Source organism: Erwinia sp. MYb416, assembly GCF_037479575.1.
In the GTDB taxonomy this organism is placed as follows: Bacteria; Pseudomonadota; Gammaproteobacteria; order Enterobacterales; family Enterobacteriaceae; genus Erwinia; species Erwinia rhapontici.
This window is the reverse complement of sequence record NZ_JBBGYT010000439.1, coordinates 876,146-902,063: the sequence shown is the minus strand read 5'-3', so window position 1 is coordinate 902,063 and position 25,918 is coordinate 876,146. Positions and strand designations below refer to the sequence as shown.

Here is a 25,918-nt window from a genome sequence, read left to right as displayed (position 1 = left end):
GGTTTGACAACCAGTCGGGAACGACGCGTGGTATTTTTTGACCTTGATGGCACCCTGCACCAGCAGGATATGTTTGGCACTTTTATGCGCTGGCTATTGTGGCGTCAGCCGCTCAATTTATTGCTGGTGGTGCCACTGCTGCCGGTGACAGGGCTTGGGTTGCTGATTAAAGGTCGTGCGGCGCGCTGGCCGATGAGCCTGCTGCTATGGTCGATTACGTTTGGCCGCAGTGAAGCGCGTCTGGCAGAACGAGAGCAGCAGTTTGCCCATTGGTTCCGCCAGCGAGTGACCGCATTTCCCGTAGTGCAGCAGCGGCTGACAGATTATCTCAGCAGTGAAGATGCCGATGTCTGGCTGATAACCGGTTCACCGCAGCCGCTGGTCGAACAGGTCTATTTTGACTCCGCATTTTTGCCGCGCGTCAAATTGATCGCCAGCCAGATGTCACGCGCTTATGGTGGCCGGGTACTCTCGATGCGCTGCCTCGGCCATGAAAAGGTCGCGCAGCTGGAAGAGCAAATTGGCACGCCGTTACAACTTTACAGCGGTTACAGCGACAGCAAGCAGGATAACCCACTGCTGTTTTTCTGCCAGCATCGTTTCCGAGTGACACCTGTAGGTGAGTTACAACAGTTGGAATAAGCGTCTGGCAGGATAGTCTCTCCGCGACATTTAACGCTATAATGCCGCGCTTTTTTTTGCTGGAGACTCAGGTGACCGACATTAACGATGAATTCTGGATGCGCCACGCGCTTCAACTGGCTCAGCGCGCCTGGGACGAGGGCGAAGTGCCGGTGGGTGCCGTTCTGGTGCATGAAGGAAGGGTGATTGGTGAAGGCTGGAACCGCCCGATTGGTCACCATGATCCAACGGCGCATGCCGAAATGATGGCAATACGTCAGGGCGGCAAAGTCATTGAAAATTACCGCCTGCTGGATACCACACTGTACGTCACGCTGGAACCCTGCGTGATGTGCGCGGGGGCGATGGTACACGGTCGTATTGGACGTCTGGTCTTTGGCGCGCGAGATGCAAAAACCGGGGCAGCCGGTTCGCTGCTTGATGTGCTGCGACACCCGGGGATGAATCATCAGGTGCAGATTGAGCAGGGGGTCCTTGCTGAAGAGTGTGCTGCGCTGCTGAGTGAATTTTTCCGCCAGCGGCGTGCCGAAAAGAAGGCCCAGCGCCCGTAGGGACGGACCTTCTTTTTTCGGTCCGCCTGTCTGAGCTGAGTCATCAGTTCAATGCGATTTTCGCTTCAACCGTTGGATAGCCGTTACCCAGTTCGGCTTCCGTTGCCGCCTGTTGTGCCAGCTTTCTTTCCTGATCCTGCAAATAGCCGACAAGGCTTATCTGGTATTTGCGGATATTTTCCACATAGGCATAGGCTTCATGGCCGCGGGCATAGCCGTAACTGGTCTGGCTGTAATAGCGTTTCTGGCTGAGCATCGGCAGGCGAATCTTCACGTCGGCCCAGCTATCCGGATTACCCTTCTGTTTATCCGTCAGTTTACGCGCGTCCAGCATATGGGCGTAACCCATGTTATACGCCGCCAGAGCAAACCAGATGCGTTCGTCTTCAGGGATCGTTGGCGGTACCTTTTCCATCATACGCACCAGATACTCACTGCCGCCACGAATGCTCTGTTCCGGATCGGTCCTGTCACTGACATTCAGGCTATCCGCAGTATTGCGCGTCAGCATCATCAGGCCACGCACGCCAGTCGGGGATGTGGCCTGTGGGTTCCAGTGGGACTCCTGGTAAGAGATGGCTGCCAGTAAACGCCAGTCAATAACCTGCGCGTACTTCTCGAAAAGTGGCTGGAAGTCTGGCAGCGTTCCGTCAATGGCACGCAGAAAGGTGCGAGTATCGACATAATCGAACGTGCCGACGTGCCCCAGGTACTTCTCATCCAGACGGGCCATTGCGCCTTCTTCGCCCATCTGATTAAAGAAGTCGAGTAGCGCGGCATTCATGCTGTCATCCTGTTCACGCTGGACATACCAGGTGACCGGCTCTTCATCCGTGATATCAAAAGCCACTGCCAGCTGTGGATGGATGCGCTGCATCAGCGCGATAGTGACGGAATCGCCCACGGTATAGTCGAGTTTGCCATCGGCCACGGCTTCCAGCAGGCCCTGAGGCGTTTGATCGGTCGAGATCGCCCAGTCAAGATCGGGGTACTGATGCGCTTTCATTTCACGCAGGGTCGACAGATAAGCCGATCCTGACGCCGCCGTCAGGCGCCCCTTCAGATCGCCCAAATTTTTCGGCCGTGGTGCGCCGATACGGTACACCAGCTGTTGTGAAACAGAATAGTAAGACGGACCCGCACGAAAACGCGCCAGTCGTTCATTATTGTAAATTAACCCTGCCGCCAGCATGTCGGCTTTATCATCTTCGAGGTCATCAAACAGATCGCCCAGGTTCGGACGCACGGTGATTTCCAGCTTAACCCCTAAATAATCGGCGAAGCGCTTCGCCAGCTCATAGTCCATACCCGCTGGGGATTGATTGACTGTGTAGTAAGTCAGCGGAGAATTTATGGTGCTGATACGCAGCACTCCCCGCGATTTTATCTGTGCGATACGGTCGGTCGAACCGCCGTACCACGGTATCGAGGGCCACAGTGCCAGCGCAAGAAGCACGGTGATCAGCCCGACCAGCAGATAATTAAATTTAAGGCGTTTCAAATAGTTATCTCTCGATGGTTCTCAGGTATCTGTCTTCTATGGCAGTATTTATTGTCTATAATTGGTCCTGAGCGTGGGGCATTCTGCTCAACTCCGCGCAGCTCCGCAACTGAAATCCACCTGTTTTGTGCGTTTTTCAGTCAATTCCTTATCGCGATTAATTCTGCGCAAACGGTTTCGTAACCGGTGGGGATTCTCTATAATACCGCCCGTTTTCCCCTGTTGCGCCCAATGAAGCGTCGCCCGGCGCTTCGAGACGAGAGATCTTTAATGATGGAAATTCTGCGTGGTTCGCCCGCTCTGTCGGCATTTCGTATTAACAAACTGCTGACCCGCTTTCAGGATGCTCACCTGCCGGTGAGTGATATTTACGCTGAGTACGTCCATTTTGCCGATGTCAGCGCGCCGCTGAGCGAGGATGAAAAATCCCGTTTGCAGCGTCTGCTGAAATACGGTCCCTCTCTGGCTGAACATACCCCGGAAGGCCGCCTGCTGCTGGTCACTCCGCGTCCTGGCACTATCTCGCCGTGGTCTTCGAAAGCGACAGACATCGCCCACAACTGCGATCTCCCTCAGGTACTGCGTCTTGAGCGCGGCTTGGCCTTCTATGTGAAGGCACCGCAGTTGAGCGAAGCGCAGTGGTCAGAGCTGGCTGCACTGCTGCATGACCGCATGATGGAAACCGTCTTTGCCGATCTGAGCCAGGCCGATGCGCTGTTTGCTCATCATCAGCCTGCACCGCTGCAAAGCGTCGACCTGCTGGGTGAAGGCCGCAACGCGCTGGTTCAGGCCAATATCAAACTGGGCCTGGCACTGGCCGATGACGAAATCGACTACCTGCAGGCGGCGTTTGAAAAACTCGGGCGCAACCCGAACGATATCGAGCTGTATATGTTTGCTCAGGCTAACTCTGAGCACTGCCGTCATAAAATCTTCAACGCCGACTGGGTGATTGATGGCAAAACGCAGCCGAAATCGCTGTTCAAGATGATCAAAAATACCTTCGAGAAAACCCCGGACCATGTGCTGTCAGCGTATAAAGACAATGCGGCCGTTATGGAAGGTTCTCAGGTAGGGCGCTTCTACGCCGATCCACAGGGCCGCTATGATTTCCATCAGGAAGATGCGCATATCCTGATGAAGGTTGAAACCCATAACCACCCAACGGCGATTTCTCCGTGGCCGGGTGCGGCGACCGGTTCCGGTGGCGAAATTCGTGATGAAGGTGCAACCGGGCGTGGCGCTAAACCGAAAGCGGGTCTGGTCGGCTTCTCTGTTTCTAACCTGCGTATCCCGGGCTTTGAACAGCCGTGGGAAGAAGATTTCGGTAAGCCGGACCGTATTGTGACGGCACTGGACATCATGACCGAAGGCCCTCTGGGTGGCGCGGCATTTAACAACGAATTTGGTCGTCCGGCGCTGACGGGTTACTTCCGTACCTATGAAGAACGCGTTAACAGCCATAACGGCGAAGAGCTGCGCGGTTACCACAAACCGATCATGTTGGCAGGCGGTATCGGTAACATTCGTGCCGACCACGTGCAGAAAGGTGAAATCACCATTGGTGCCAAGCTGATCGTGCTGGGTGGCCCGGCAATGAACATCGGCCTGGGTGGCGGTGCGGCGTCTTCAATGGCCTCAGGCCAGTCTGACGCGGATCTCGATTTCGCTTCCGTACAGCGCGACAACCCGGAAATGGAACGTCGTTGCCAGGAAGTGATTGACCGCTGCTGGCAGTTGGGTGAAGAGAACCCGATTCTGTTTATCCATGACGTGGGCGCGGGCGGTCTGTCTAACGCCATGCCGGAACTGGTGAGCGACGGCGAACGTGGCGGTCGTTTCAACCTGCGTGACATCCTTAACGATGAGCCAGGCATGAGCCCCCTGGAAGTGTGGTGTAACGAATCTCAGGAACGTTATGTTCTGGCTGTATCGCCGGATAGCCTGGCGCTGTTTGATGCGCTGTGTAAACGTGAGCGCGCACCGTACGCCGTGATCGGTGAAGCGACCGAAGAGATGCACCTGTCGCTGGCTGACAGCCATTTCGACAACACGCCAATTGATATGCCGCTGGACGTGCTGTTGGGTAAAACCCCGAAAATGACCCGTGACGTGACCACACTGAAAGTGAAAGGTGACGCGCTGATGCGTGAGGGAATGACTGTTGCAGATGCCGTGAATCGCGTACTGCACCTGCCAACCGTGGCGGAAAAAACCTTCCTGATCACCATCGGTGACCGTTCGGTAACCGGTATGGTTGCCCGTGACCAGATGGTCGGCCCGTGGCAGATCCCGGTAGCGAACTGTGCGGTGACTACCGCCAGCCTCGACAGCTACTACGGTGAAGCGATGTCGCTGGGCGAACGTGCTCCTGTCGCGCTGCTGGATTTTGCGGCCTCCGGTCGTCTGGCCGTCGGCGAAGCACTCACCAACATTGCGGCAACCGACATTGGCCCGCTGACGCGCATCAAGCTGTCAGCCAACTGGATGGCCGCTGCCGGTCACCCGGGTGAAGATGCCGGCCTGTATGAAGCGGTGAAAGCGGTGGGTGAAGAGCTGTGTCCGGCGCTGGGTATCACTATCCCGGTCGGCAAAGACTCTATGTCGATGAAAACCCGCTGGCAACAGGGGAATGAGCAGCGTGAGATGACTTCTCCGCTGTCCCTGGTGATCACCGCATTTGCCCGAGTGGAAGACGTGCGTAAAACCGTCACCCCGCAGTTGCAGACCGGTGATAACGCGCTGCTGCTGATCGATCTGGGCAAAGGGGCCAACGCCCTCGGCGCAACGGCGCTGTCACAGGTTTACCGTCAGCTGGGTGATAAGCCTGCCGATGTGCGTGATGTGCAGCAACTGGCTGGCTTCTATAATGCCATCCAGGCGCTGGTGGCCGACGGCAAACTGCTTGCCTACCACGACCGTTCTGACGGCGGCCTGCTGGTCACGCTGGCTGAAATGGCCTTCACGGGTCACTGCGGTGTAGACGTCGACATCGCGGCACTGGGCAGCGATAGCCTGGCTGCCCTGTTTAACGAAGAGCTGGGTGCGGTGATTCAGATCGCAGCGGCCGATCGGGCGGCGGTTGAGCAGGTCTTTGCCTCTCATGGGTTAGCTGACTGTGTGCATGTGCTGGGCCAGGCCGTGGAAGGGGATCGTTTTGTGATCACTTCCGGCGGCTCTGCCGTGTACAGCGAAAGCCGTACCACGCTGCGTACCTGGTGGGCTGAAACCACGTGGCAGATGCAGCGTCTGCGCGATAATCCAATCTGTGCCGATCAGGAACATGACGCGAAGAAAGACGATCGCGATCCGGGCCTCAACGTTGCACTGACCTTTAAGCCACAGGAAGATATTGCTGCGCCTTATATTGCGACCGGTGCACGTCCTAAAGTGGCTGTGCTGCGTGAGCAGGGCGTTAACTCTCATGTTGAAATGGCCGCGGCCTTCCATCGTGCCGGGTTTGATGCGGTAGACGTGCATATGAGCGACCTGCTGGCTGGCCGTCGTGGTCTGGATGACGTGCAGGCGCTGGTTGCCTGCGGCGGCTTCTCTTACGGTGACGTCCTGGGTGCGGGTGAAGGCTGGGCGAAGTCGATTCTGTTTAACGCCCGCGTACGTGACGAATTCGAAACCTTCTTCCACCGTCCACAGACACTGGCTCTGGGCGTCTGTAACGGCTGTCAGATGATGTCTAATCTGCGTGAACTGATTCCGGGCAGTGAAGAGTGGCCACGCTTTGTGCGCAATCAGTCCGAGCGTTTTGAAGCCCGCTTCAGCCTGGTTGAAGTGGCTGCCAGCCCTTCTCTGCTGCTGGACGGCATGGTCGGTTCCCGTATGCCAATCGCCGTATCGCATGGTGAAGGCTTCGTGGAAGTGCGTAATGATGCTCATCTGGCCCAGCTGGAAAGCAAAGGTCTGGTGGCGCTGCGCTTCGTGGATAACTTTGGCAAAGTGACCCAGCAGTACCCGGCGAACCCGAACGGTTCCCCGAACGGTATCACGGCGGTGACCAATGAAAGCGGTCGCGTGACCATCATGATGCCGCACCCGGAGCGTGTGTTCCGCACGGTCAGTAACTCATGGCACCCGGCAGAATGGGGCGAAGACAGCCCGTGGATGCGTATCTTCCGCAATGCGCGTAAACAGCTGGGCTAATCCTCTGCGTTGACGCGATGGTAATAAACCGGCCTGAACGTGTGGCCGGTTTTTTTCGCCTGTCTGAAAGGGATTAGCAGGAGAGTGTTGCCATTTCACAACAAATTAAATGTGAGTTGTCGTTAAATGGAGACGTTTAATTTATTGATTTTAATGGTAAAAATTAAATTTATCTGTGGGTGTTGTTATATGGCGACACTTAACCGGACCCGATGGTCAAAATTACCTGCCCGATGAATACTTCCAATGTATAAGGTTTTATTTATTAATGACTTATAAATTTATTTTCAATGTGGCATGTTAATTGCTATAATCACCTCAGTGGCTCATTCACCTGGTTATGACAGCCCTGCGTAAGCGGACAAGTGCTCATAACACCCAGAATGACGCACAATACGGTGCCTGTCGTCCACCTCACCGATAATCGTTCACTCTGTGACGTTATCAAACATCGGACGCAACGTTGAGTAAGGCACCACCTATTCAGTTACGCTGGCTCACCGGCGTAACGCCAGTGGCCGGTTCAGTGAACCGGCCATTTTCATTTTACGCTTTCACACTTTCTTCTCTGCTCACTCTCAGCTAGCATCGCCCTAACTCCTGGAAAGAGAAATTGTGTCGTGAAGAAATGGCGTCTGTTACCGCGATCGCTACGTCAGCTGGTGCTGATGGCGTTTTTACTGGTGTTATTACCGCTGCTGGTGCTGGCCTGGCAGGCATGGGAAAGCCTCTCGGCGCTGAGCGACCGGGCGGCCGATACCAATCGCACCACGCTGACCGATGTGCGTCGCAGCGAAGCCATGGCCCGTACCGCCCTGGAACTGGAACGTAGCTACCGCCAGTATTGCGTGTTAGATGATCCGATGCTGGCACGCCTCTACCAGACGCAGCGCAGCCGCTATTCACAAATGCTGGATGCCCACGCCCCGGTACTGCCGGATATTCGTACCTGGCAAAGCCTGCGTCAGAACCTTACTCAACTCAGCCAGATGAAATGCGAAAACAGCAGCCCGGTGTCGCAGGCCGCCGATCAGCTCGAGCTGTTCTCTGCCGCCAACGGTCAACTGGTTCAGGCTACACGTGAAGTGGTGTTCTCACGTGGGTTACAACTGCAACGAGAGATTGCCGAACGCGGCCAGTATTTTGGCTGGCAGGCATTGATTCTTTTCCTGCTCAGCCTGGGGCTGGTGTTGCTGTTTACCCGTATGATTATCGGCCCGGTAAAAGCGGTAGAGCGCATGATTAATCGTCTGGGGGAAGGGCGGCCGCTGGGGCACAGTCTGGCGTTCAAAGGCCCGCGTGAGCTCCGTTCACTCGGACAGCGTATTATCTGGCTCAGTGAGCGGCTGGCCTGGCTGGAGTCGCAGCGTCATGAGTTTCTCCGCCATATTTCCCATGAATTAAAAACACCGCTGGCCAGCATGCGTGAGGGCACTGAATTGCTGGCTGACGAGGTTGCCGGGCCGCTGACTGCTGACCAGAAAGAGGTGGTCAGCATTCTTAACGACAGCAGTCGTCATCTGCAAACGCTGATTGAACAGCTGCTGGACTACAACCGAAAGCTGGCTGATGGCCCGGTAGCGCTGGAAGATGTTCAGCTGCGGCCGCTGATCGACTCACTGGTTGCCGCTCACAGCCTCACGGCCCGCGCTAAACAACTCCATATCAACATCGACCTTAAGGCTGACAGCTGTCGTGCCGAACCGACGTTGTTGTTGAGGGCAATCGATAATCTTTACTCCAATGCGGTACACTACGGCGCTGAATCTGGAAATATCTGGATCCGCAGTCTTCAGCAAGGAAACCGCGTGGTGATTGAGGTAGCAAATACCGGCCCGCCTATTCCTGCGGCTGAGCGAGCAATGATCTTTGAACCGTTCTTCCAGGGAAATCTACAGCGCAAAGGCGCGGTAAAAGGAAGCGGGCTGGGATTAAGCATTGCGAAAGACTGCCTGCGCCGGCTGCAGGGCGATCTGCAACTGATCGACAGCGTTGATGCTGATGTCTGCTTTCGCATCGAATTAAACACTACCGCCGGGACGTTATTATAATGCAATCATCACGTTTTTCTGCCTTACTGCAACACGTGCGTATGGGCAGACTGACCGGCGCCTTCATACTGGCGTTTGGCCTGCTGGGGTGTAGCCAGCAGCCGTCGCAAAAGGTGGCCAGCCGCGCCGATATCACACTGAATGAGCCTGATGTTAAAATCGTCGACTATCAGCTGGTGTCCTGTGAGCATATATGGGCATTTAACGATGAGGCCGCAACGGGTAATCCTCTTTACTGGCTGCGCGCTATTGACTGTGGCATCCGGCTATCGCCAGCCGATGCACGTGCTGAAGCACGGCGCTGGCCAACGGATAACTGGCAGAGTGCCTTCAAACAGGCCGTATTGTTGAATAATGGCAATATTACCCCCGTTGAGCGTCGCCAGTATTTGAACCGTCTGGACAGTTACAGCTATGATTATCCGGCCTCTGTGCGCCCGTTAATGATGTTGTGGCGTGAAGGGCAGGGATCGCTTTTACAGCTATCCGAAGAGCGGATGCGTTATGCCCACCTTCAGGAGAGCAGTGATGGTCAACTGGATGGGCTGCGTCAGCAGCAAATCGCCCTGAAGAACGATCTCGCTGTCACCCGGCGCAAACTTGATACGCTGACGGATATTGAACGCCGACTCTCTTCGCGTCGCTCCCCGGATGCCACTGACACCAACAGCCACGGTAATGACAAAAACAACCCGGCTGATAACGCGTCACAGGATGATGACAATCCATGATCAAAAAATCGGCACGGTTACTGCTGGTAGATGATGACCCCAGCCTGCTGAAACTGCTGGGGATGCGTCTGAGCAGTGAAGGGTTCAGCGTTACTACCGCTGAAAGTGGTCCGGACGCGCTGCGCGTGCTTAACCGCGATACGCTTGATCTGGTGATCAGCGATCTGCGTATGGACGAAATGGACGGTATGGCGCTGTTCGCTGAAATCCAGAAGCTCCAGCCAGGCATGCCGGTCATTATTCTTACCGCCCACGGTTCCATTCCGGATGCCGTGGCGGCAACTCAGCAGGGCGTATTCAGTTTCCTGACTAAACCGGTCGATCGTGATGCGCTGTATAAAGCGATAGATGATGCCCTGGTCCATCGGGCGCCGACCAGCGATGAAGCCTGGCGCGAAAGCATTGTCACCCGTAGCCCGCTGATGCTGCGCCTGCTGGAGCAGGCGCGCATGGTGGCGCAGTCGGATGTCAGTGTACTGATTAACGGACAGAGCGGAACTGGCAAAGAAGTGCTGGCGCAGGCTATCCACGCGGCCAGCCCGCGTGCAGGTAAAGCCTTTATCGCTATTAACTGCGGCGCGTTACCGGAACAACTGCTGGAATCAGAACTGTTTGGTCATGCGAAAGGGGCCTTTACCGGTGCCGTCAGCAGTCGTGAAGGGCTGTTTCAGGCCGCAGAGGGCGGCACGCTGTTCCTCGATGAAATTGGTGACATGCCGCAGGCGTTGCAGGTGAAATTGCTACGCGTCTTGCAGGAGCGTAAGGTACGCCCGCTTGGCAGTAACCGCGACCTCGACATTGATGTGCGTATTGTCTCTGCCACCCATCGCGATCTGCCAAAAGCGATGGAAAAGAAAGAGTTTCGCGAAGATCTCTTTTATCGTCTTAACGTGGTGAATCTGAAGATCCCTGCACTGCATGAGCGGGCAGAAGATATTCCCCTGCTGGCCAATCATCTGTTGAAGCAGTCGGCTGAACGGCACAAACCTTTTGTACGTAGCTTTTCCACCGATGCCATGCGACGTCTGATTGCCGCTGCCTGGCCGGGCAACGTCAGGCAACTGGTGAATGTGATTGAACAGTGTGTCGCGCTGACCTCCGCGCCAGTGATTGGAGAGGCGCTGGTGGAACAGGCGCTGGCAGGAGAAAATACCGCGCTGCCTACTTTTGCTGAAGCCCGCAACCAGTTTGAACTCAATTATCTGCGTAAATTGTTGCAAATGACCAAAGGCAATGTGACTAACGCGGCAAGGCTGGCGGGGCGTAACCGTACTGAGTTCTATAAACTGTTATCGCGTCATGAGTTGGATGCTGCCGATTTTAAATAATAATTTTCACTGCGGTAACGCTGCCTGATTATGGTAGTTTAGCTGCCTGAAAAGAGACGGACGTCCGGTATACCTCAGACATGTTCGGTCTGCTGCCCGTGCGCAGGCAGGCTGAGCGTAACGGGTATATAGTTAACTGATTACCCGTCCGGGCACGGAGGGAGAGAAAAGGGTCTGCCATGAAAAAGATTGATGCAATTATCAAACCGTTCAAACTGGATGATGTGCGTGAAGCGCTGGCGGAAGTCGGCATCACCGGGATGACCGTGACTGAAGTGAAAGGCTTTGGTCGTCAGAAGGGCCACACCGAGCTGTATCGTGGCGCAGAGTACATGGTCGATTTTCTGCCAAAAGTGAAAATCGAAATCGTGATTGCGGACGACATCGTGGATACCTGCGTTGATACCATCATGCGTACGGCGCAGACCGGTAAAATCGGCGATGGTAAAATCTTCGTGTTCGACGTTGCGCGCGTGGTGCGTATTCGTACTGGCGAGGAAGACGAAGAAGCGATCTGATTGTCGTTTTCGGGGTCCCAACGGGCTGACCGCATTGCGCGGCCAGCCCGTTTGCTTTTATAACACTTTATGCGGCTATAACGCTTTATGCGGCCCGAACACTTCGTAGTGGATGTGCTCTTTTTTAACCCCTAACTCTAGCAGCCCCTTTTCTTCCGCTTCCATAAAGGCCAGTGGGCCGCAGAGATAATAGTGCATCGCCGGATCGCTGACGCGTGATTCCAGCGGCAGCAAGTTCATCAGCCCACGCTGGTGATATTTCCCTTCATCCTGCGCCTGCGGATGGTTGTACCAGATGTGTTGCCAGAACTGCGGCAACTGCGCCCCCAGCGCGGTCACTTCCTCAGCGAAAGCATGGGTTGCGCCATTCTCGGTGGCGTGCAGCCACTGTACTGTGGCGGGATGTTTATCTTTCGCCAGCTGGTTTAGCATCGCCAGCATCGGCGTCAGGCCGACACCACCCGACATCAGTGTCACCGGCGTCTCAGCCGTTATATCAAGCAAGAAACCCCCGGCAGGGGGGGCCAGATGAACGCGCTGGCCGGGCTGCTGCTGATGCAGCCAGCTGGACATCACACCGCCTTCATCATGGCGCACGGCAATACGATAGTCACGACCGTTGGGCGTGCGCGTCAGGGAATACTGGCGAATCTCCTGATTCTCAAAACCCGGGTCTTTCACCCATACCGCCAGATACTGCCCGGCTTTATAATCTGCGACCGGTTGGCCATCGACGGGAGTCAGGATAAAACTTTTGATCACGGAACTCTGCGGGACGATCTCGCTGATAACAAATTCACGATGGCCACCGCGCCAGCCGCCGACTTTTTCTTCGGTTTCTTCATAAATCTGCTCCTCACGCTGTACAAAAATTCCGGCCAGTACGCCGTAGGCTTTGCCCCATGCTGCCAGCACCTCTTCACCCGGATGCAGCATTTCATCAATACTCGCCAGCAAGTGCTCACCGACGATCGGATAGTGATCGGGACGAATAGCGAAACTGGTGTGTTTCTGCGCAATTTTCTCTACGGCAGGGCCCAGCGCGGCGAGGTTATCCAGATTGCTGGCGTAGGCGCAGATGGCATTAAACAGCGCTTCCGGCTGATTACCTGTGCTCTGGTTGCTCATATTAAAGATGTCTTTCAGCTCAGGGTTGTGGGCAAACATCCGCTGATAGAAATGCGAGGTCAGGCGAGGGCCGAGTGCAGCAACGGCGGGGATAGTAGATTTGACGATGGCAATGGTTTGGCTGTCCAGCATGGTGTGCTCCTTAGCAAGAAATTAAACATGTATTTAAAATGCATGTTATTCGCAACATACTCCGCTGTAAATACACCTTTAGAGTGAGAGGGTATTTTTCCGCACGCGATGTACGGTCTTGTTGAAAAAACAGCATCTGGCAGATGAGGAGAATTCCTTATCCGGGACTTGCAAAGAACAGTAACTAACCCTTGCCACACCTGAAGCCAATCGTTTGCGTAAAAAGGCAGTGGTTAAGCTATTCAACAGGTGCATAAACAGTTTAAACTATTGCCCATCGCTCCCCAGCGGGGGCATTCATTATTGCAAGTCAGTTGAGTCAGGAGATGCAAATGTTAAAACGTGAAATGAACATTGCCGATTATGATGCCGATTTATGGCAGGCGATGGAGCAGGAGAAAGTGCGCCAGGAAGAGCACATCGAGCTGATTGCTTCAGAGAATTACACCAGCCCACGTGTTATGCAGGCTCAGGGATCTCAGCTGACCAACAAGTACGCTGAAGGTTATCCGGGCAAGCGCTACTACGGTGGTTGTGAGTACGTGGATATCGTTGAGCAGCTGGCTATCGACCGTGCTAAAGCCCTGTTTGGTGCAGACTACGCCAATGTGCAGCCACACTCCGGTTCCCAGGCTAACTTCGCGGTATACACTGCGCTGCTGCAGCCGGGCGATACCATTCTGGGTATGAACCTGGCACACGGCGGTCACCTGACTCACGGTTCCCCGGTTAACCTGTCTGGTAAGCTGTATAACGTCATCCCTTACGGCATCGACGAGACCGGCCAGATTGATTACAACGAACTGGCTGAACTGGCGAAAAAGCACCAGCCAAAAATGATCGTTGGTGGTTTCTCTGCTTACTCTGGCGTGTGCGACTGGGCAAAAATGCGCGAAATCGCAGATACCGTTGGCGCTTACCTGTTCGTTGATATGGCGCACGTGGCGGGTCTGATTGCAGCTGACGTGTACCCTAACCCGGTACCTCATGCGCACATCGTGACCTCCACCACGCACAAAACCCTGGCAGGCCCACGTGGCGGCCTGATCCTCGCGGCTGGCGGTGACGAAGACCTGTACAAAAAACTGAACTCTGCTGTCTTCCCTGGTGGCCAGGGTGGCCCGCTAATGCACGTTATCGCGGGTAAAGCTGTCGCCTTCAAAGAAGCGATGGAGCCTGAGTTCAAAACCTACCAGCAGCAAGTGGCTAAAAACGCTAAAGCAATGGTAGAAGTGTTCCTGGCACGCGGCTACAACGTGGTTTCTGGCGGTACGCATAACCACCTGTTCCTGCTGGACCTGGTAGACAAAAACCTGACCGGTAAAGAAGCTGACGCAGCCCTGGGCCGTGCCAACATTACCGTGAACAAAAACAGCGTGCCTAACGATCCGAAAAGCCCGTTTGTGACTTCAGGTATTCGTATCGGTTCCCCGGCTGTCACCCGTCGTGGTTTTAAAGAAGCAGAAGTGCGCGAACTGGCAGGCTGGATCAGCGATATTCTCGACAATATCAATGATGAAGGCGTGAGCGAGCGTGTGAAGAAGCAGGTGCTGGAAATCTGTGCACGCTTCCCTGTATATGCATAAATCCGTCCTTACCTCCTGATTTAATGGGAGCCTGAGTACAGATAGCGGGACACGAAAGTGTCCCGCTATTTTTTTATCCTGTGCGGCGGTGTACATTAGCCTCCACTTTGTCGGAGGGAAAATGACGATACGTTCCACGTACTGGCTTGGACTGAGCTACTTCACCTATTTCTTCGCCTATGGCGTCTATTTACCGTTCTGGGGCGTCTGGCTAAAAGACAGCGGCCTGCAACCGGAAAAAATCGGCCTGCTGCTGGGCTGCGGCATGATTGCCCGCTTTGCCGGTAGCCTGCTTATCGCCTCACGCGTCACTAACCCTTCACGACTGATTAGCGTCCTGCGCCTGCTGGCTTCGCTGACGCTGTTATTTGCGCTGGGCTTCTGGGCAGGTTCCCAGTGGGTGTGGCTGCTGCTGGTGATGGTCGGATTCAATCTGTTCTTCTCACCGCTGGTGCCGTTGAGCGATGCGCTGGCCGCCACCTGGCAGCGACAGATCGCCCTGCCTTACGGTCCGGTGCGGTTGTGGGGTTCCCTGGCGTTTGTGATCAGCTCGGCGCTTACCGGTGTGCTGGTGACACATTTTTCCTATCACGCCATCCTGATGCTGCTGTGTGTGGGATGCGGGGCGATGATTGCAGGTATGATGCTACGCCCGGCGGTGATGCCGCAGGGGATGGAAAAACAAACCGAACATAGCGGATGGGCGCAGTGGAAGCAGATGCTCAGTGAAACCGCCGTCTGGCGCTTCCTGCTGTGCGTGACGCTGATGCAGGGGGCGCATGCCGCCTACTACGGCTTCAGTGCCATTTACTGGCAGGAAGCAGGCTACTCGTCGAGCATTGTGGGCTATTTATGGTCGCTGGGCGTCGTGGCTGAAATCGTGGTGTTTGCCGCCAGCAACCGACTGTTCCGCCGCTGGAGCGCACGCGATCTGCTGTTGCTGTCCTGTGTCTGTGCTGTTTTACGCTGGAGTATGATGGCGTCGTCCACGGAACTGGGTTGGCTTGTCGTTGCACAAATTCTGCACTGTGGCAGTTTCACTATTTGTCATCTGGCGGCTATGCGCTTTATCGCTGCCCGCGACGGGAGCGAGGTGATCCGCCTGCAGTCAGTCTATTCCGCACTGGCAATGGGTGGTGGCATTGCTCTGATGACCATGGTGTGTGGTGTGCTGTTCCAGCACCTGCAAGGCGGCGTGTTCTGGGTGATGGCACTGCTGGTTGTGCCAGTGCTGTTCCTGCGGCCAAAAGTGACCTGATTATGACTCCAGCAGCAGGCGGATACTGCGCTGCTGGTGTTCGCCCAGCGGCAGTTCAGCATGGATCAGCGGTGGTGAGTAGAGCGGCAGCGGCGTGGCATAAGGCGTGATCACCAGCGCGATCCCTTTCGGTGCGCTGTGGCGCTGAAAGTCGGCAACATCCTGGTACTTAATCGTCAGCGGCAGCAGCGTCAGTTCACGCAGCTGCTGCTCAACCTGCTGCTCCAGTTCGCTATCACGACCAATCAATAACAACACCTGCTTCTCTTGCAAGGCGCTTTCCTGCATCAGCCATGCGCCAAAAATAATCGCAATCAGACCCATCTCTTCATCGGTGAACTGCACGCTGTATTGTTGTTCCAGCGCGGCGATAGCCTCACGCGTAGTACGCAGCAGACGCGGGTACTGCTGGGCGATATCGTCAACCAGATTGTGATCGATGCCGATGGAAAACAGAGTACGCTCCAGCGCCTGCGCCAGATGCGTATAAAGTTGTGCGCTTAGGCCCGCGTCATTACTGAATACCATGCCAGACAACGCCTGAAAGCGCTGAATTAACAGCTCCACGGACTGGAGAAGTTGGCGTTCATGAGCGCTGAGGGTGTGTTGTCTCTGGGGAACATGCAGTTGGCTGAAGAGCAGGGCGAGTAACGCAACCTCATTAACCGCCGCCTGATAGCCACGTTTACTCCAGCAGCGGGCAATCGCCTGTGCCAGTGAAAACTCCGGTTTACCTTCGATCCAGTGCAGTTGCTGTGCGGTAAAGTCCGGCTGGCAGTGCCAGGCGAGAGCATAGCGCAGCCAGACCTGTAAAAATTGGGTATCGCGAGCGCTGAACTCGCGGTCCAGATGAAGTGAACAATACTGGACCAGTGCTGCCAGGTTATGCTCATCGTACAAGGCCTTATCCACTGGCAGCGTCTGAAGTTGTTGCTTAATGACGGAGGAAAAGTCGTTATGGATAAACGCCGGAGACAGCCGCAGAGCCCGCCGTAAGTTATGTAGCAGGCACAGACGCTGATCTAAATGCGTTCCACGAAGGCGCAACGCGCCCAGCTCATCCAGCTCAATGGCAAGATGGTGATAGCGCTGGATTTCCTCTGCCACCTCCGCTATATCTTGCCGGGTTACGGCGTGATCCACACCGTTAAGCTGGCAAACCGATTCCACAGTGACGAAGGATTCAGGCAGGCAGAGCATTAAAAGCAGGTGGCAACGGCGCTGTGGACTGGAGAGGACAGACATTTCAGGTGAGTGTGTACTCATCATCTGTGATCCCAGTAGCGATTGATTATGCTAAGAATAGCCTTAGCCAGCCACGTTGTGGTCAATCGAGTCAGTTTTATTCAGAGCTTTTAAGACAGGTCACAAAAATAATCGACAAAAACTGGAGTGGAGTTTAATTTGTTACATTATAACAGGTGTGCAGTGGGGGCCGCAGGGCTGATAATCGTTTTGTCCCCGGTTGCCATGGCGCATCCGCACAGCTTTATCGATATGCAGACCACGCTGGTTCATCAGGGCGATCGGCTCACCGGGCTGAAAATGCGCTGGGTGATGGATGAAATCACCTCTGCCGATCTGTTATACGATGCAGGAACGGCAAAACCGGATTCAGTGGTTTGGAAAAAACTGGCGGCAGAAGTGATGGCTAATGTGTTAGGCCAGCATTACTTCAGCGAATTCTGGCACCAGAAGCAGCCGGTGAAGTTCGATAATCTGCCGCCGGAATACCATCTTTCACGGCAGGGGCATCAGGCGGTGCTGGAGTTTATTCTGCCGCTGGCACATCCGCAGTCGCTAAAAGGCCAGCGGTATACGTTTTCCACTTTTGATCCCACTTACTTTGTAGATATGTATTACGACTCTGAAAAAGCACTGACAGTCCCGGCAGAACTGGTATCACAATGTCATTTCGAGCTGCAAACCCCCAAACCGGATGCCTCCCTGCAAGCCTATGCGCTGTCACTGGATAAAGCAGATGCGCCAGCGGAAGAGATGGATCTTGGTCGCCAGTTTGCCCAGACGGTGACGCTGATATGTCAGTAAGTGGCCTCAGCCGCGCTCCGCGTAGAGGGGCGATATGGCCGTTCGCGCTGTTGATGTCAGGGATGCTCCTGGGAGGGCTGTGGATTTGGCAGCACTGGCCGCAAATCCTGTTGCAAAGCATTATGTGGCAGAAGAGTCTGCATCAGCAGATGACCGGGCTGTTACAACAGGTTGCCAGCAATCCTCATCAGGCCGGGCTGGCGCTAATGGGTTTCAGCCTGCTTTATGGCGTATTACATGCGCTCGGCCCCGGCCATGGCAAAGTGGTGATAGCCACCTTTCTTGCTACCCACCCGACGAAAATGAAAACCAGCCTGCAACTGACGCTGGCCGCGGCTGTAGTGCAAGGGGCAGTGGCGATTGCGCTGGTGACGATAATGCTGGGCGTGTTGCAACTCTCTTCGCGCCAGATGCATCTCAGCAGCTACTGGCTGGAAAAAGGGAGCTATCTACTGGTGATCGGCCTGGGCCTGTGGCTGTGCTGGCGAGCCCTGAAAAAATTGTGGCTGCAGCTGCGCCCGGCACCTGTCCGAATGACCATCACCCGTATTTTGCCTGCGGGGCATCAGCACAGTGAACACTGTGGTTGTGGGCATCAGCATGTGCCGGACAGTGCGATGTTGTCGCAGGCGACGGGATGGAAAACGAAGGTCGCGGTGGTACTGTCGATGGGGTTACGACCCTGCTCGGGGGCCATTATGATGTTGCTGTTTTCAAAGGTGATTGGTGTTTACTTCTGGGGGGTGCTATCCGCGCTGGTGATGGCGGTGGGAACGGCGTTAACGGTATCGTGCATGGCGCTGGTGGTACAGCTCTCGCGCTCCCTCGCACAGCGTTTAACACGTAATACAGGATCTGCTGCCTGGCATGTAGTGGCATTGAACTGTCTGGCTCTGACCGGTGGCGTGCTGCTGATTGCCGCTGGAGCCATGCTGTGGCTGAGTGCGCAACCCGCGATGTCAGGCGGTATCCGACCGATGTTCCTGCAGTAAATCTTGCGCAGGGGGCAGGCATGCCTGACTCAGGGCGCGGCATGCCGCGCCCCTGGGACGAATTAACGCTTCAGCGCTTCACTCAGTTCATCACGCATGTTGGCCAGCATCGCTTTCACGACGCGTGGGTTACCTGCAACGATGTTACCTGAATGCATATAACCATGCGCGCCAACAAAGTCAGTCACCAGACCGCCAGCTTCACGCACCAGCAGCTCACCCGCGGCGAAATCCCATGGCTTCAGACCAATCTCGAAGTAACCGTCCACGCGACCCGCAGCCACATAGGCCAGATCCAGCGCAGCAGAACCGGTGCGACGGAAGTCAGCACACTGGGTGAACAGTTTGCCGAGGATATTGATATACGGAGTGGCGTGCTGCTTCAGTTTGAACGGGAAGCCGGTGGCCAGAATGGTGCCATCCAGATCGCGGGCGGTGCCGCCGCGCAGACGATAGCCGTTAAGCTGGGTGCCCTGGCCGCGTACGGCGCTGAACAGTTCATTACGCATTGGATCGTAAACAACGGCAACTTCAGTACGGCCTTTGATGCGAACGGCAATAGAAATACAGAAGTGGGGAAGGCGTTTGATGTAGTTGGTGGTGCCATCCAGTGGATCGATAACCCATTGCACATCCTGGTCTTCGCCTGGCAGTTCACCGCACTCTTCAGAGATGATGGTGTGCTGTGGGTAAGACTTGCGGATCACTTCAATAATCTGGCGTTCCGCTTCACGGTCAACATTGGTGACAAAGTCATTGCTGCCTTTCTGGCTGGCTTCGACGGAGTCCGGGGTTTCATAGTGCTTGGCAATTACGTTTCCGGCCTTGCGCGCAGCGCGCACGGCAATGTTGAGCATTGGATGCATAGTTAAGTTTCGTCTCGCTGGATGTTAAAGAACGGTTTACCCTTCATGCTTGAAGCTGTCGCTGTGTTAGCTGCACTCACTCACCCGAATCACTTACTTAAGTAAGCTCAGCGGGATTCGCTCTCTTGCTGCCTTGCTACAGCATCAATCACTTTGGATAAATATCATAATCTGATAGAAAACGGCGCGTAGTATAGCAGGGCAGAACGGCAAATGTCCTTAAAATATGTTAGCATCGTCGAATTAACTCTCAGACCCCAGAATCCTTATGCTGCAAAATATCCGAATTGTGCTGGTGGAGACCTCTCACACTGGCAACATGGGCTCTGTCGCTCGTGCGATGAAAACCATGGGTTTAACCAACCTTTATCTGGTCAATCCGCTGGTTAAACCGGACTCACAGGCTATTGCCCTGGCGGCCGGTGCCAGCGATGTGATTGGCGATGCGAAAATTGTCGACACTTTCGATGAAGCGATTGCCGGGTGTGGCCTGGTGGTCGGCACCAGTGCGCGCTCGCGCTCTCTGCCGTGGCCGATGCTCGACCCACGCGAGTGCGGTTTAAAAAGTGTGGAAGAGGGCCAACAGGCGCCTGTTGCGCTGGTATTTGGTCGCGAACGCGTTGGCCTGACCAACGAAGAGTTGCAGAAGTGCCACTACCACGTCGCCATTGCTGCTAACCCGGACTACAGCTCGCTGAACCTGGCGATGGCTGTGCAGGTCATTACCTATGAAGTGCGTATGGCCTGGCTGCAGTCGCTGGAAGCGGAGCAAGAAGCGCCGGTTGAGTCACCTTATCCACTGGTCGATGAGCTTGAGCGCTTCTATCAGCATATGGAGAAAATGATGATCGGCAGCGGTTTTATCCGTGAAGCCAGTCCGGGGCAGGTGATGAGTAAAATGCGTCGCCTGTTTACCCGTGCTCGCCCTGAACGTGACGAGCTGAATATCCTGCGTGGGATGCTCTCTTCACTGGAGAAGCCACGGGGCGAGTAAGGGTGTATCGGTGAATAAAATAACAGCATAATAGTTGAGTATTTTACTTGGTTAAATAGTTGAGTGTTTTAGTAGGTTAAATACTTGACCAATTTAGTCAGGAATGTCAGACTTGCGTCCATATTTTGTTAACACCCATCCAGGGTTATAACCGAGGTTGTAAACGCCATGAGACTGACATCCAAAGGCCGTTATGCTGTTACCGCTATGCTTGATGTTGCACTGCATTCCCATGAAGGCCCGGTGCCTTTAGCGGATATTTCAGAGCGTCAGGGCATTTCCCTTTCTTATCTTGAGCAGCTGTTCTCCCGTCTGCGTAAGAATGGTCTGGTGGCCAGCGTACGTGGTCCGGGTGGCGGTTATCTGTTGGGCAAAGGCTCTGATGCCATCGCAGTGGGCGCAGTGATTACTGCCGTTGACGAATCTGTCGATGCCACTAAATGTCAGGGTAAAGAAGGCTGCCAGGGCGGCGAGCGTTGCCTGACTCACGTGCTGTGGCGTGATCTGAGTGAGCGCATCAGCGACTTCCTCAACAATATTACACTGGCAGAACTGGTCAATAACCAGGAAATCCTGGAAGTGGCTGACCGTCAGAACAGCAATGAAATCCGTCGTGCGCCAAACGGCCGCATGCAGGAAACAATTAACGTCAATCTGCGCGCCTGATCGCAGTCCGGGCGGGGTTTGTTCTTCGCCCCCGGAAATGAATAAAAGGCCTGACGGGCCTTTTATTCATTTCTGCTTCCAGCAAAGATTTCAGGGCGCAGAAGGGCGGCAATCAAGAAACCTCCCGGAGCTTAACGAGCAATGAAATTACCGATTTATCTGGATTATTCCGCCACCACACCCGCCGACCCTCGTGTGGCCGCAAAAATGATGCAGTATCTGACTCTGGACGGAACCTTCGGTAATCCGGCCTCGCGATCGCATCGTTATGGCTGGCAGTCAGAAGAAGCGGTGGATGTTGCCCGCAACCAGATTGCAGAGTTAGTGGGCGCTGACCCACGTGAAATCGTCTTTACCTCCGGTGCAACAGAAGCCAACAACCTCGCCATCAAAGGTGCAGCCACTTTCCATCAGGAAAAGGGTCGTCACATCATCACTTGTACCACGGAGCATAAAGCGGTCCTGGATACCTGTGCTCAGTTAGAGCGTGAGGGATTCAGCGTCACTTATCTGAACCCGCGCCCTGATGGCACGTTGGATCTGCAACAGCTGACCGCGGCGCTGCGTGATGACACGGTGCTGGTGTCAATTATGCACGTCAATAATGAGATCGGGGTGGTGCAGGATATTGCCACTATTGGCGAACTGTGCCGTGAGCGCGGGGTGATTTTCCATGTTGATGCCACGCAGAGCGTGGGTAAATTACCTATCGATCTGAGTGTGCTGAAAGTCGATCTGATGTCTTTCTCTGCGCATAAAATTTACGGACCGAAAGGCATCGGTGCGCTCTATGTCAGCCGTGCACCGCGTATCCGTCTGGAAGCCCAGATCCACGGTGGCGGTCACGAACGCGGTATGCGTTCCGGTACGCTGCCGGTGCATCAGATTGTGGGAATGGGTGAAGCCTATCGCATCGCCAAAGAAGAAATGGCCAGCGAGATGGCACGCCTGGGTGCGCTGCGTAGCCGCCTGTGGGCGGGTATTGGACATATCGAGGAGGTGTACCTCAATGGTTCACTGGAGCAAGGTGCGGCGAATATTCTCAACGTCAGTTTTAATTACGTTGATGGTGAATCACTGATTATGGCGCTGAAGGATCTGGCGGTCTCAACCGGCTCAGCCTGTACCTCTGCCAGTATGGAGCCGTCTTACGTGCTGCGGGCCATTGGTCTCAACGATGAGTTGGCACACAGTTCGATCCGCTTCTCTCTCGGGCGTTTTACCACCGAAGAAGAGATCGACTACACCATTCAGCTGGTGCAAAAATCCCTTAGCCGTCTGCGTGAGCTCTCCCCTCAATGGAAAGCGTTTAAAGCCAGCGGTGCTGTTCAGGCAGGTTGATCCTCACTCCCGCACAAACAGTAACGGGCCAGATTCTGGCCCGTTCTGCGTAGTACGCCGCATCCCGCGAAAACATCCCTGTCACATTTCTGTTAGTCTGGTTGTACAATCCTCCTGCGGAAAAATCGCAGCGGCCGGTCAAACCCCGGTCTGAAAGATGAAATAATGAAAAGGAGCCATGCGATGACCACCTCTATGAATATTACCCTGTCAACGGCTGCGGCCGATCTGCGTTGGGGCGAAAAAGCGATCCTGAGCAGCAACGACAGCGGCCTGACTATCCATCTTACCGGCAGTGAACCGCTGGCCACTATCCAGCGCGCTGCGCGCAAAATTGATAGCCAGGGTATCCGTCATGTCAGCCTGAGCGGCGATGGCTGGGATCTGGAGAACAGCTGGGCGTTCTGGCAGGGCTACCGTGGTCCAAAAGGCGAGCGCGAAGTGCAGTGGGCCGCGCTGGCAGATGCCGAACAGGCGGAGCTGAACAACCGCCTGAAAATTATCGACTGGGTGCGTGACACTATTAACCTGCCCGCTGAAGAGCTGGGGCCGGAACAGTTAGCCACCCGTGCCATTGACCTGCTGTGTGATGTGGCCTGTGATGCGGTCAGTTACCGCATTACGAAAGGTGATGACCTTAAAAAGCAAAACTATCTGGGGCTGCATACTGTCGGGCGCGGTTCATCGCGCAGTCCGGTACTGTTGACGCTGGATTATAATCCCGGTGGCAACGATGAAACCCCGGTATACGCCTGCCTGGTCGGCAAAGGAATCACCTTTGATACCGGCGGATACAGCCTGAAACAGAGCGGCTTTATGGACTCCATGAAGTCGGATATGGGAGGGGCGGCAACGCTGACCGGTGCTCTGGCGCTGGCAATCAGCCGTGGTCTGAACAAACGTGTGAAACTGATCCTGTGCTGCGCGGATAATATGGTCAGCGGCAATGCCTTTAAACTGGGCGACATTATTCGTTACCGCAATGGCAAAACCGTTGAGGTGATGAATACCGATGCTGAAGGCCGTCTGGTACTGGCCGATGGGCTGATTGATGCCAGTGCGCTTAACCCTGAACTGATTATTGATGCGGCGACCCTGACGGGTGCAGCAAAAACCGCATTAGGTAACGATTACCACGCGTTGTTCAGCTTTGACGATGCACTGGCGCAGTCGTTGCTGGAAAGTGCTGCCGGGGAGAACGAGCCGTTCTGGCGTCTGCCGCTGGCGGAGTTCCACCGCAGTCATCTGCCGTCAAATTTTGCTGATTTGAACAACATTGCCAGCCCGTCGCACTCTGCCGGGGCCAGCACCGCCGCTTCGTTCTTGTCGCATTTCGTGAGTGAATACAAGCAGGGCTGGCTGCATATCGACTGTTCTGCTACCTACCGTAAAGGTGCCGTGGATCAGTGGTCTGCGGGTGCCACCGGGCTGGGTGTGCGTGCCGTTGCGAACCTGCTGTTAAACAAAGCGTAATATAACGGGCCGATCGCAACACGATCGGCCCTTGTAGGGACGGACCCTTTTTCCGGTCCACCCGCAGTCTTGTCTGGAACACATTCATGAACGATCTTAACCCGCGGCTGGAAGAGGTGCTGAAACTGGCAGCAGTAGAGCCGGCGCACCGTCCGGAGTTTTTTGCCCTGCTGATGGATGCCAGCGTTGTGGTCCCCGGCGAAAGCGCCCAGCCTGAGCAGGCGATCGATGCCAGCACTCCAGTTGATTTACAGCACTGGGAAAAAGAAGACGGCACCAGCATTATTCCGTTCTTCACCTCAGCGGAAGCACTGCAACAGGCCGTGAGTGGCGAGCAGGCTTATCTGGTGATGCCGGTGCGCACTTTGTTCGAAATGACTCTGGGCGAAGCCCTGTTTCTGAACCCCAAATTGCCTAACGGCAAAGAGTTTTCTCCGCGTGAAATTGCCCACCTGTTAGATGAGGGCAGCAGTGCTCTCAGCCAGCAGACGGTGCTGGAAGGCGGAACCTCGCTGTTGCTGTCGGAAATTGCTGAGCCTCCGGCACAGATGATCGATTCGCTGACCCAGCTTTTTGCCAAGTATAAAACCGTGCGCCGCGCCTACGTGGCGGAGATCAAAGAACATGCTGACCAGCCCGCTAATCTGCTGATTGGCATTGAAGGCGATGGCGATCTTGAAGCAGTGATTCAGGCGGCCGGCAGTGTGGCAACGGATACGCTGCTAGACGATAGCCCAATTGATATTTGCCAGGTCGTGGAAGGGGAGAAAGGTATCAGCCACTTCTTTATTGCCCATATCACGCCATTCTATGAACGGCGTTGGGGAAGTTTCCTGCGAGATTTCAAAGTCAAAAACATCGATTAACGATCGTTTGCTGCATGGGACGACCCTTTTTTAGTCGTCCCACGGGCGATCCCCGTTGCGCGGGGGCCGCCCCCACCCCCCCCCCCCGCTACAGTGAATCGTTAACGATCGGCAGGTCGTTACGGGCTCCCCATTCGCCCCAGGAACCGTCGTATAACGCGACGTTTTTCACGCCGAGGCTGGTTAACGCCAGAATCACCACCACCGCGGTGACGCCAGAACCACAGCTGGCAATCACAGGCTGCGACAAATCCACACCCTGCTGACTGAATATTGCCTGTAATTCCGCAGAGGGTTTCAAACGCCCTTCGGTGACCAGCGAGTTCCAGGGAACGTTCAGGCTGCCTGGAATGCGTCCACGGCGCAGTCCAGGACGCGGTTCATCCACTTCTCCGTGAAAACGGTTAGCAGCACGGGCATCAATAATCTGCGCGCCACCTTCATGACTAACCAGCAGGACATCAGTGACGCGTTTGACTTCGCCTTCACCCTGTTCGGCCTCGAACTCGCCTTCCGCGATGTCCAGGGCACCACTTTCCAGCGGCAGTTGCGCCTGTTTCCAGCCCGCCAGCCCGCCAGCCAGAATGGAAATTTGCTTCACACCAAAGTGACGCAGCATCCACCAGGCGCGGGGAGCCGAGAACAGATTGCCCTCATCGTAGATAACCAGATGTTTGTCATCGCTGATCCCCAGTTCACGCATTGCCACTGCGAACGTTTCCGCTCGCGGCAACATATGCGGGTAAGCACTGGTATGGTCCGACAGGGCCTCAATATCGAAGAAGGGCGCATTTGGCAGATGCTCTGCCAGATACTCTTCCTGGATGTTGCGGGTTTTCTCCTGCCCTGGCGGCAGCATACGTGCGTCCAGAACCTGGATGTTGTCATTGGTCAGATGCTCTGCCAGCCAGTCAGCAGAAACAAAAAGAGAGGGAGTCGTCATCGCGGCCTCATTGTCAGTAACGTTTAGCTGAGTGTCAGCGATTTTGTTAGCTATCACAAGGCGAAATGACACTATTCAGAGCCACCTCTGGATTCCTGCAAATTGTTTGCATTCGCAGATAGAAATTGCGCAGATAAACTATTACTC

At 55.0% G+C, this 25,918-nt stretch carries 21 protein-coding genes; 16 read left to right on the top strand and 5 right to left on the bottom strand.

Annotated elements, in window-relative coordinates; translation table 11 throughout:
* Positions 1-3 precede the first annotated feature (3 nt).
* Positions 4-642, top strand: coding sequence for a phosphatidylglycerophosphatase C (yfhb, locus tag WH277_RS22760; protein WP_133845842.1), 639 nt, complete (start codon positions 4-6; stop codon positions 640-642).
* Between the two features lie 41 nt (positions 643-683).
* Entirely contained in the window at positions 684-1,193 is a 510-nt protein-coding gene (tadA, locus tag WH277_RS22755; protein WP_197931309.1) for a tRNA adenosine(34) deaminase TadA, read from the top strand.
* A 43-nt stretch (positions 1,194-1,236) separates the two neighbouring features.
* Here tadA and mltF read toward each other — a convergent pair whose 3' ends face one another.
* Complete coding sequence (mltF, locus tag WH277_RS22750; protein WP_133845844.1) at positions 1,237-2,694, bottom strand: membrane-bound lytic murein transglycosylase MltF; 1,458 nt, start codon at positions 2,692-2,694, stop codon at positions 1,237-1,239.
* Positions 2,695-2,964: 270 nt separating this feature from the next.
* On the opposite strand from mltF, the gene purL reads away from it, so the two are divergent.
* From purL to glnB, 5 genes are all read left to right on the top strand, one after another.
* Positions 2,965-6,849: a phosphoribosylformylglycinamidine synthase gene (purL, locus tag WH277_RS22745; protein ID WP_212815652.1), complete on the top strand. Its 3,885-nt coding sequence runs from the start codon at positions 2,965-2,967 to the stop codon at positions 6,847-6,849.
* A 620-nt stretch (positions 6,850-7,469) separates the two neighbouring features.
* A complete protein-coding gene (locus tag WH277_RS22740; RefSeq protein WP_133845846.1) occupies positions 7,470-8,900 on the top strand; it encodes a sensor histidine kinase in 1,431 nt (476 codons plus the stop codon).
* Complete coding sequence (qseG, locus tag WH277_RS22735) at positions 8,900-9,631, top strand: two-component system QseEF-associated lipoprotein QseG (RefSeq protein WP_339507017.1); 732 nt, start codon at positions 8,900-8,902, stop codon at positions 9,629-9,631. Before WH277_RS22740 ends, qseG begins: the two co-directional genes overlap by 1 nt.
* On the top strand, positions 9,628-10,959 hold the full coding sequence (gene glrR, locus WH277_RS22730) for a two-component system response regulator GlrR (RefSeq protein WP_339507015.1): 1,332 nt from the start codon (positions 9,628-9,630) through the stop codon (positions 10,957-10,959). Before qseG ends, glrR begins: the two co-directional genes overlap by 4 nt.
* 179 nt (positions 10,960-11,138) lie before the next feature.
* Positions 11,139-11,477, top strand: coding sequence for a nitrogen regulatory protein P-II (glnB, locus tag WH277_RS22725; RefSeq protein WP_062744629.1), 339 nt, complete (start codon positions 11,139-11,141; stop codon positions 11,475-11,477).
* Positions 11,478-11,552: 75 nt separating this feature from the next.
* Here the strand turns inward: glnB and hmpA are convergent, their stop codons facing one another.
* Complete coding sequence (gene hmpA, locus WH277_RS22720; RefSeq protein WP_339507013.1) at positions 11,553-12,737, bottom strand: NO-inducible flavohemoprotein; 1,185 nt, start codon at positions 12,735-12,737, stop codon at positions 11,553-11,555.
* 332 nt (positions 12,738-13,069) lie between these two features.
* Here hmpA and glyA point away from each other — a divergent pair, with 332 nt between their 5' ends.
* Both glyA and WH277_RS22710 read left to right on the top strand, forming a co-directional pair.
* Positions 13,070-14,323: a serine hydroxymethyltransferase gene (gene glyA / locus WH277_RS22715; protein ID WP_133845850.1), complete on the top strand. Its 1,254-nt coding sequence runs from the start codon at positions 13,070-13,072 to the stop codon at positions 14,321-14,323.
* Positions 14,324-14,444: 121 nt separating this feature from the next.
* Positions 14,445-15,581 (top strand): 3-phenylpropionate MFS transporter, encoded by a 1,137-nt coding sequence (locus tag WH277_RS22710; RefSeq protein ID WP_133845851.1) that lies wholly within the window; start codon positions 14,445-14,447, stop codon positions 15,579-15,581.
* Here the strand turns inward: WH277_RS22710 and csiE are convergent, their stop codons facing one another.
* Complete coding sequence (gene csiE / locus WH277_RS22705; protein WP_133845852.1) at positions 15,582-16,850, bottom strand: stationary phase inducible protein CsiE; 1,269 nt, start codon at positions 16,848-16,850, stop codon at positions 15,582-15,584.
* 201 nt (positions 16,851-17,051) lie between these two features.
* Here csiE and WH277_RS22700 point away from each other — a divergent pair, with 201 nt between their 5' ends.
* Positions 17,052-17,630: a DUF1007 family protein gene (locus WH277_RS22700; RefSeq protein WP_339507010.1), complete on the top strand. Its 579-nt coding sequence runs from the start codon at positions 17,052-17,054 to the stop codon at positions 17,628-17,630.
* Positions 17,621-18,622, top strand: a complete 1,002-nt coding sequence (locus WH277_RS22695) for a nickel/cobalt transporter (protein ID WP_167864705.1) — start codon at positions 17,621-17,623, stop codon at positions 18,620-18,622. The genes WH277_RS22700 and WH277_RS22695 overlap by 10 nt, the downstream gene beginning before the upstream one ends.
* Before the next feature lie 62 nt (positions 18,623-18,684).
* On the opposite strand, the gene suhB is transcribed toward WH277_RS22695, so the two are convergent.
* Entirely contained in the window at positions 18,685-19,488 is an 804-nt protein-coding gene (suhB, locus tag WH277_RS22690) for an inositol-1-monophosphatase (RefSeq protein WP_133845855.1), read from the bottom strand.
* A 268-nt stretch (positions 19,489-19,756) separates the two neighbouring features.
* Between suhB and trmJ the strand changes: the two genes are divergently transcribed.
* The 5 genes from trmJ to sseB all read left to right on the top strand — a co-directional run bounded on the left by trmJ (position 19,757) and on the right by sseB (position 24,828).
* The gene (gene trmJ / locus WH277_RS22685) at positions 19,757-20,482 is read left to right on the top strand and encodes a tRNA (cytosine(32)/uridine(32)-2'-O)-methyltransferase TrmJ (protein ID WP_133845856.1); all 726 of its coding nucleotides are present in this window, start codon (positions 19,757-19,759) and stop codon (positions 20,480-20,482) included.
* Positions 20,483-20,650: 168 nt separating this feature from the next.
* Positions 20,651-21,148, top strand: a complete 498-nt coding sequence (gene iscR, locus WH277_RS22680; protein WP_133845857.1) for a Fe-S cluster assembly transcriptional regulator IscR — start codon at positions 20,651-20,653, stop codon at positions 21,146-21,148.
* A gap of 141 nt (positions 21,149-21,289) precedes the next feature.
* Complete coding sequence (locus WH277_RS22675; RefSeq protein WP_159338036.1) at positions 21,290-22,489, top strand: IscS subfamily cysteine desulfurase; 1,200 nt, start codon at positions 21,290-21,292, stop codon at positions 22,487-22,489.
* 183 nt (positions 22,490-22,672) lie between these two features.
* Entirely contained in the window at positions 22,673-23,962 is a 1,290-nt protein-coding gene (gene pepB / locus WH277_RS22670) for an aminopeptidase PepB (RefSeq protein WP_339507005.1), read from the top strand.
* An 86-nt stretch (positions 23,963-24,048) separates the two neighbouring features.
* Positions 24,049-24,828, top strand: coding sequence for an enhanced serine sensitivity protein SseB (sseB, locus tag WH277_RS22665; protein ID WP_133845860.1), 780 nt, complete (start codon positions 24,049-24,051; stop codon positions 24,826-24,828).
* An 88-nt stretch (positions 24,829-24,916) separates the two neighbouring features.
* Here the strand turns inward: sseB and sseA are convergent, their stop codons facing one another.
* The gene (gene sseA / locus WH277_RS22660; RefSeq protein WP_133845861.1) at positions 24,917-25,771 is read right to left on the bottom strand and encodes a 3-mercaptopyruvate sulfurtransferase; all 855 of its coding nucleotides are present in this window, start codon (positions 25,769-25,771) and stop codon (positions 24,917-24,919) included.
* Positions 25,772-25,918 lie beyond the last annotated feature (147 nt).

Bases quoted from the DNA above. Each gene is read 5' to 3' on its own strand.
- iscR (WP_133845857.1), top strand. From the start codon at position 20,651: ATGAGACTGACATCCAAAGGCCGTTATGCTGTTACCGCTATGCTTGAT.
- sseB (WP_133845860.1), top strand. From the start codon at position 24,049: ATGAACGATCTTAACCCGCGGCTGGAAGAGGTGCTGAAACTGGCAGCA.
- WH277_RS22710 (WP_133845851.1), top strand. From the start codon at position 14,445: ATGACGATACGTTCCACGTACTGGCTTGGACTGAGCTACTTCACCTAT.
- WH277_RS22700 (WP_339507010.1), top strand. From the start codon at position 17,052: ATGGCGCATCCGCACAGCTTTATCGATATGCAGACCACGCTGGTTCAT.
- trmJ (WP_133845856.1), top strand. From the start codon at position 19,757: ATGCTGCAAAATATCCGAATTGTGCTGGTGGAGACCTCTCACACTGGC.
- csiE (WP_133845852.1), bottom strand. From the start codon at position 16,850: ATGATGAGTACACACTCACCTGAAATGTCTGTCCTCTCCAGTCCACAG.
- WH277_RS22695 (WP_167864705.1), top strand. From the start codon at position 17,621: ATGTCAGTAAGTGGCCTCAGCCGCGCTCCGCGTAGAGGGGCGATATGG.
- glrR (WP_339507015.1), top strand. From the start codon at position 9,628: ATGATCAAAAAATCGGCACGGTTACTGCTGGTAGATGATGACCCCAGC.
- purL (WP_212815652.1), top strand. From the start codon at position 2,965: ATGATGGAAATTCTGCGTGGTTCGCCCGCTCTGTCGGCATTTCGTATT.
- pepB (WP_339507005.1), top strand. From the start codon at position 22,673: ATGACCACCTCTATGAATATTACCCTGTCAACGGCTGCGGCCGATCTG.
- qseG (WP_339507017.1), top strand. From the start codon at position 8,900: ATGCAATCATCACGTTTTTCTGCCTTACTGCAACACGTGCGTATGGGC.
- glnB (WP_062744629.1), top strand. From the start codon at position 11,139: ATGAAAAAGATTGATGCAATTATCAAACCGTTCAAACTGGATGATGTG.
- sseA (WP_133845861.1), bottom strand. From the start codon at position 25,771: ATGACGACTCCCTCTCTTTTTGTTTCTGCTGACTGGCTGGCAGAGCAT.
- WH277_RS22675 (WP_159338036.1), top strand. From the start codon at position 21,290: ATGAAATTACCGATTTATCTGGATTATTCCGCCACCACACCCGCCGAC.
- hmpA (WP_339507013.1), bottom strand. From the start codon at position 12,737: ATGCTGGACAGCCAAACCATTGCCATCGTCAAATCTACTATCCCCGCC.
- glyA (WP_133845850.1), top strand. From the start codon at position 13,070: ATGTTAAAACGTGAAATGAACATTGCCGATTATGATGCCGATTTATGG.
- suhB (WP_133845855.1), bottom strand. From the start codon at position 19,488: ATGCATCCAATGCTCAACATTGCCGTGCGCGCTGCGCGCAAGGCCGGA.
- tadA (WP_197931309.1), top strand. From the start codon at position 684: ATGCCGCGCTTTTTTTTGCTGGAGACTCAGGTGACCGACATTAACGAT.